Origin of the sequence: Mycobacterium persicum (assembly GCF_002086675.1) — a bacterium.
Lineage (GTDB): Bacteria > Actinomycetota > Actinomycetes > Mycobacteriales > Mycobacteriaceae > Mycobacterium > Mycobacterium persicum.
The window spans coordinates 1-3,021 of sequence record NZ_MVIF01000200.1 but is presented as its reverse complement, the minus strand read 5'-3'; the positions used below and the strand labels follow the sequence as shown (position 1 = coordinate 3,021).

At 63.4% G+C, this 3,021-nt stretch carries 6 protein-coding genes; 1 reads left to right on the top strand and 5 read right to left on the bottom strand.

Annotation, left to right across the window (positions count from 1 at the left end):
* Positions 1 to 613: 613 nt before the first annotated feature.
* Positions 614 to 895, top strand: coding sequence for an excisionase family DNA-binding protein (locus BST40_RS32190; RefSeq protein ID WP_075549412.1), 282 nt, complete (start codon positions 614 to 616; stop codon positions 893 to 895).
* A gap of 195 nt (positions 896 to 1,090) precedes the next feature.
* On the opposite strand, the gene BST40_RS27710 is transcribed toward BST40_RS32190, so the two are convergent.
* The 5 genes from BST40_RS27710 to BST40_RS27690 form a co-directional block, all read right to left on the bottom strand.
* Positions 1,091 to 1,483, bottom strand: a complete 393-nt coding sequence (locus BST40_RS27710) for a type II toxin-antitoxin system VapC family toxin (RefSeq protein WP_241780343.1) — start codon at positions 1,481 to 1,483, stop codon at positions 1,091 to 1,093.
* Complete coding sequence (locus BST40_RS27705) at positions 1,480 to 1,740, bottom strand: antitoxin VapB family protein (RefSeq protein WP_240316532.1); 261 nt, start codon at positions 1,738 to 1,740, stop codon at positions 1,480 to 1,482. The genes BST40_RS27710 and BST40_RS27705 overlap by 4 nt, the downstream gene beginning before the upstream one ends.
* A gap of 63 nt (positions 1,741 to 1,803) precedes the next feature.
* Positions 1,804 to 2,163 carry a hypothetical protein gene (locus BST40_RS27700; protein WP_075549410.1) on the bottom strand — a complete coding sequence of 120 codons (360 nt, stop codon included), beginning with the start codon at positions 2,161 to 2,163 and terminating at the stop codon, positions 1,804 to 1,806.
* A gap of 31 nt (positions 2,164 to 2,194) precedes the next feature.
* On the bottom strand, positions 2,195 to 2,620 hold the full coding sequence (locus tag BST40_RS27695) for a YbjQ family protein (RefSeq protein WP_075549409.1): 426 nt from the start codon (positions 2,618 to 2,620) through the stop codon (positions 2,195 to 2,197).
* Positions 2,621 to 2,697: 77 nt separating this feature from the next.
* A partial coding sequence (locus BST40_RS27690) for an NINE protein (protein ID WP_142276842.1) occupies positions 2,698 to 3,021 on the bottom strand: 324 nt, incomplete at its 5' end.

The following is a 3,021-nucleotide window of genomic DNA, read 5'->3' as shown; positions in this document are numbered from 1 at the left end:
ATATCTATATGGTCCTCGGCCACGTCTACGCGCCGCCACGCACGTGGGGCGGGTCGGCCGCTTCGGTTGCCGTTCGATCTTCACGTGGTGACGAGCGTGTCGGTGTCGACGCGTTGTCAGTCTGATATTCGCGGGTTGGTGGTTCCGGGCGTGAACGTTCCCCCAAACACCGTGCGCTCATCGAAGCAATTCGTCATGTACTTCGCTAGTGGACTTCCATTGGAACCCAACAAGCGCTACAGGTGGCGCATAAAGATTGATCACGAGACCCGTGACGAGTGGACCGAGACTTTCTATGTCTTTAACGCTGATGCTGGGCCGGTTATCGGCTAGGGATTCAGCCGGTCAACACTAAATTGCTGGGGGTGCCAGGCCCCGTCCGGGCGTGAATCGGACGCGCGGTGGACCGACCTGCGGCCGCAGTTACTTGGCGTCAGTAACAGCCAATAACAGCTGCCGTAGCCGTTGAAGAACGGACCGTTCCACCACCTCAAGAACCGGAAGGCCTCGCGCCGCTGCTGGAAGCGCTCGGCTCTCCGGAGGTTTCCGTGCGTGGCGGCAACGGGCGGGCGATTACCCTTCCCGATTCTGTGCGCGACGCGCTCTACAACCTGTGCTGGCGCTGTCGCAAGGCAAGGGCATCTCGCTCATTCCCCGCCAGCGCAAGCTCACCACGCAGGAGGCGGCCGACCTGGTGGACATCTCCCGCCCGACGCTGGTGAAGCTTCTCGAATACGGACGTATCCTGTTCGAAATGGCTGGACGGCACCACAAGGTCAGCCCGGATGTTCTGTTGGAGTATCAGCGCCAGACACGGGCCAACCGGCGCGCAGCGCTAGACGAGCTGACCCAAGACGCAGCTGGCGAAATCGAGGCAATTCTGAAGGCGCAGTAAGGGATTAAACGAGCAATGTCGGCGTTCCCGGTGGTGTTGGACGCTTGCGTGCTCGTTCCCTTTCCGCTGGTCGATTTTCTGCTGCGGCTGGTCGACGAAGGGATTTATCGGCTGCGGGACGCTATCTCGATAAGCGCCGAAGCCACCGGCTCTGACCGCAGCAACGAGGCATCGCGACGAGTGCACCACAAGACATCAGCGGTACCGCACGATGCCGAGCCCATCGATGCGCCGAAAATCGGCGACGTTGGCGGTCGCGATGGGTATGCCCAATTGCAAACTGGCGCAACCGATCCAGAGGTCGTTGGTACCGATCAGCTCAGCCCGGCGACGTAGCTCCCGCACCACCCTTGCGTAGACGAACGCGATCTGATCATCCACCGGGACGAGGGTGTGTCCCTCGCGCATGGCAGCAACCACCGGGTGGTCGGCCCGGTCGAATCCTTCGGCGAACTCGCCCAGCGCGATCGTCGAAAGGAACAGTTCGGCATCCGGTGAGCGTTTGAGGAACCGGTGCGCGGCGCCGTCGTCGTCACCCGTGGACCGCTCGCGTTGCAGATCGATGAGAAACGTCGTGTCGATGCTCACCCGGAGCGCCACAAGTCCTCGGGCGGTGTGTCGGTGTGCTGTGCTTCGTCGAGGCGCGCGAGAACATCATCACGCACCGTCGGCAATTCAGCGAGTGCATCCAGAAGCGCCGCGGCGGTGGGAGCCTCGTTGCGCCAGTGCGCACGCTTGATGACGTGCGAGAACGATTCGGTCGGCGAACGCCGGGCAGCCCGAAGACGCTCGTATGCCTCGAGATCAATCGAGATCGTCTTGGTTGCCACGGTGCATGTATACATGCATGGCACTGTGTAGGCAAGGCCCGACGGCCCTGGCCGCGGCCACAGGCCGGGCCACCGCGACTAGCCGCTTACCAGCAGCGGAAGCGAGATCGCTCCGGCGCCGCCGGTCACCACGATCACCCAGCGGCCGTCGACCGGCAGCGTCACCTCGATGCCGAAGATCGCGAACCCGACTTCGGCGGCGGTGGCGGCTTCCGGCAGCTCGAAATGCATGTGCAGCGGCTCGTCGTCGGTGGGAGGCCAGATCTCGACATCCACCCGCCGGTCCGGGTTACCGGTCTCGGTCTGCGTCAGCACCACGAGCAGAAACTGTGCCAACCGGTCGGCGTCGAGGGCGTAGCGGAACAAGACTCCGCCCGACACATTGAGCTTGTTGTCCACCGCCGAAGCCGCCTCGGCCAGGAAGGCCCCCACAATCATCCCGCCGAACCTAGCGCTTTCTCGGCCGGTCTCAGCCCGCGCCGTAGGGCTGCTGCGGCACCGGCTGCTGCGCCGGCTGTTGCGGCTGCGGCGCCCCGCCGTAACCGAGCTGTGAGGCGGTGTAACGGGCGGCCTCGGTCACCGGCACGGCTTGCACCGCGGTGCCGTAGGCGCAGATCTCGGTCCACACGTCGCCGAGTTCGGTGGTGTCGAATCGCATCCCGATGATCGCGTTACCGCCCTTGTTCCGCGCCTCGTTCATCAGCCGGACCATCGCCTCGTTGCGGCTCTCGGCCAGATTCTTGGTCATGCCCTGAAGCTCGCCACCGAACATCGACTTGAAGCCGGCACCTATCTGCGAGAAGGCATTTCGTGATCGCACGGTGAGCCCGAAGACTTCGCCGCAGACACGTTGGATCTCCCAACCCGGAATGTCATTGGTAGTGACAACGAGCACCGCACAACCTTCCTGCCGAACCGAGCGCTGGTCTGGCCTCCGGTGCAGGGTACCGTTTCGCCGCCGCGCCTGGCGCTTCAGCGCAGCTTTCGGCCGTATTCGTCGGTCACACTGCCGGTGAACATCATGATCGCGTCGACAGAGGTCCAGACCACAACACCAACCAAGATCGGGAAACCGACGAGGCAGAACATGGTTAGGACAATGCCGAGCAGTCCAAGGCTCAGCTGTGTGACGGCTATCGGAATCGATCCGATGTAGAAACGGCCGATGCCGAGGAAGCCGAAGAACAGCTGCAAGAGTCCGGCGGTCACCGCTGACTTGTCGGACAAAGGCACGCCGCTGGCGGCATCGTGCCCATAAGGCGCGTACGGGTTCCCCGCCGGGTGGTAGCCGGGGAA